Annotated in this window: 3 protein-coding genes; 2 read left to right on the forward strand and 1 reads right to left on the reverse strand. The window is 61.3% G+C overall.

Features of this window, described 5'->3' with window-relative positions; translation table 11 throughout:
* Positions 1–546 (forward strand): ABC transporter permease subunit (locus Q4Q11_RS31700; protein ID WP_498571966.1); only part of this gene is annotated, 546 nt, incomplete at its 5' end.
* 29 nt (positions 547–575) lie between these two features.
* Entirely contained in the window at positions 576–1,412 is an 837-nt protein-coding gene (gene pstB, locus Q4Q11_RS31705; RefSeq protein ID WP_112511048.1) for a phosphate ABC transporter ATP-binding protein PstB, read from the forward strand.
* Between the two features lie 170 nt (positions 1,413–1,582).
* On the opposite strand, the gene Q4Q11_RS31710 is transcribed toward pstB, so the two are convergent.
* Entirely contained in the window at positions 1,583–1,813 is a 231-nt protein-coding gene (locus tag Q4Q11_RS31710; protein WP_498571967.1) for a hypothetical protein, read from the reverse strand.
* Positions 1,814–1,821: the final 8 nt, after the last annotated feature.

Genomic DNA, 1,821 nt, shown 5'->3' on the forward strand with positions numbered 1-1,821 from the left:
GGCTCCAAACTTGCCGAAGCAGCCAAGTTCCTCAACGATATCTTGCTGTCCGCACCCTCGATTATCGTCGGCGTGTTCGTCTACGGCGCCGTGGTCGTGCCCATGCACGGCAACTCCGCCATCGCCGGCATCCTCGCGCTGGCGCTGATTGCCCTTCCGGTCGTCAACCGCACGACGCAGGACATGCTGTTGCTTGTGCCGAATGCGCTTCGTGAGGCGACTGCCGCGCTCGGCGCACCGCGCTGGAAGTCCATGATGATGGTGATCTACCGTTCCGCCTGGACGGGCATCCTCACCGGTATCCTGCTGGCCGTCGCCCGCATCAGCGGGGAAACCGCGCCGCTTCTCTTTACGGCCGGCTACAGCAAATTCATGAATGCGGGTCTGACCGGTCCGATCGCCACGCTGCCGGTCGCCATCAATACGCTCGCCGCCGATCCCGGCGAGGATCTGAAACAATTGGCTTGGGCCGGCGCGCTGATCATCACCGTCGCCATCCTTGCCCTGAACATCCTTGCCCGTGTCTTGAGTGGGCGCCGTCAGTGACGCAGCCGCCGAACTATAGGAATGAGACCATGAACATGAGCGACAACAATTTCCAGAGCGTCAATGCACAGCCGGGGAAGGGCGCCGCTTCCCAGTCGGATCTCGGCGCGCTTGCGAAACTTGAGGTGAAGAACCTCGATTTCACCTATCAGAACGGCCATCGCGTTCTGAAGAGCGTGAATATGACGATACGCAAAAATGCGGTGACCGCCTTCATCGGCCCTTCGGGTTGCGGCAAGTCCACGCTGCTGCGCACGTTCAACCGGATGTATGATCTCTATCCGGGGCAGACTGTTGCGGGCGAGATCCTGCTGGATGGCCGTAATATTCTTACCAAGGACGTCGATCTGAACGATTTGCGCGCCAAGGTCGGCATGGTGTTCCAGAAGCCCACGCCGTTCCCGATGTCGATCTACGAGAACGTTGCCTTCGGTATCCGGCTCTACGAAAAGATTTCCAAGGCGGAAATGGACGTCCGCGTCGAAGCGGCGCTGACGGAAACCGCGTTGTGGAGCGAAGTGAAGGACAAGCTGCACCAGAGCGGCCTTGGCCTTTCCGGCGGCCAGCAGCAGCGCCTCTGCATCGCTCGCGCCATTGCAATCCGTCCCGAAGTCCTCCTGCTCGACGAGCCGACCTCGGCTCTGGACCCGATCTCGACCGCCAAGGTCGAGGAATTGGTATCGCAGCTGAAGGGCGAATTCACCATCGTCATCGTCACGCACAATATGCAGCAGGCGAGCCGTATCTCCGACAGCACCGCCTTCATGTATCTCGGCGAGCTCATCGAATATGGTGCGACCGAACAGATCTTCCAGGCGCCCAAGGTCAAGCGTACGGAAGATTACATCACCGGTCGTTACGGCTGATACGGCAAGAGATCGCCTGGCAACAGGTTGCCTTGTAATTTGCGAAGGCGCGCCGTCGAAGCGCGCCTTTGGCGTTTCAGGATGGCCGCTTCGTTGGGCGGTCGCGGGATTTGGTCAAGCTGTTCGATGGCGCTGTAGCAGCCCTTCAGAGGGAGTGCCGGATAAGCCGGTCACATCCTGGCGAGCGTACCCATGCGCCGCAGGGCGTGGATCTGGTCGTCTAGTGTCGGTACCAGCTCGCCTTCGCCGGCCGCCGGCGTCGCGTCGGGCTCTCCCGCAGTCTGCATTTCATTGAAGACGATGGTGCAGTTGCGCCCGGCACGCTTGGCGGCGTAAAGCGCCCGGTCTGCGGAGGAGACCAGCCGATCCCAGCTGACCGTGTCGCGGGGCATGAGCGCCACGCCGATGC

This window comes from Rhizobium sp. UFLA01-1127, assembly GCF_059803845.1.

Excerpts from the sequence above, each read along its gene's own strand:
- pstB (WP_112511048.1), top strand. The coding sequence starts at position 576 with ATGAACATGAGCGACAACAATTTCCAGAGCGTCAATGCACAGCCGGGG.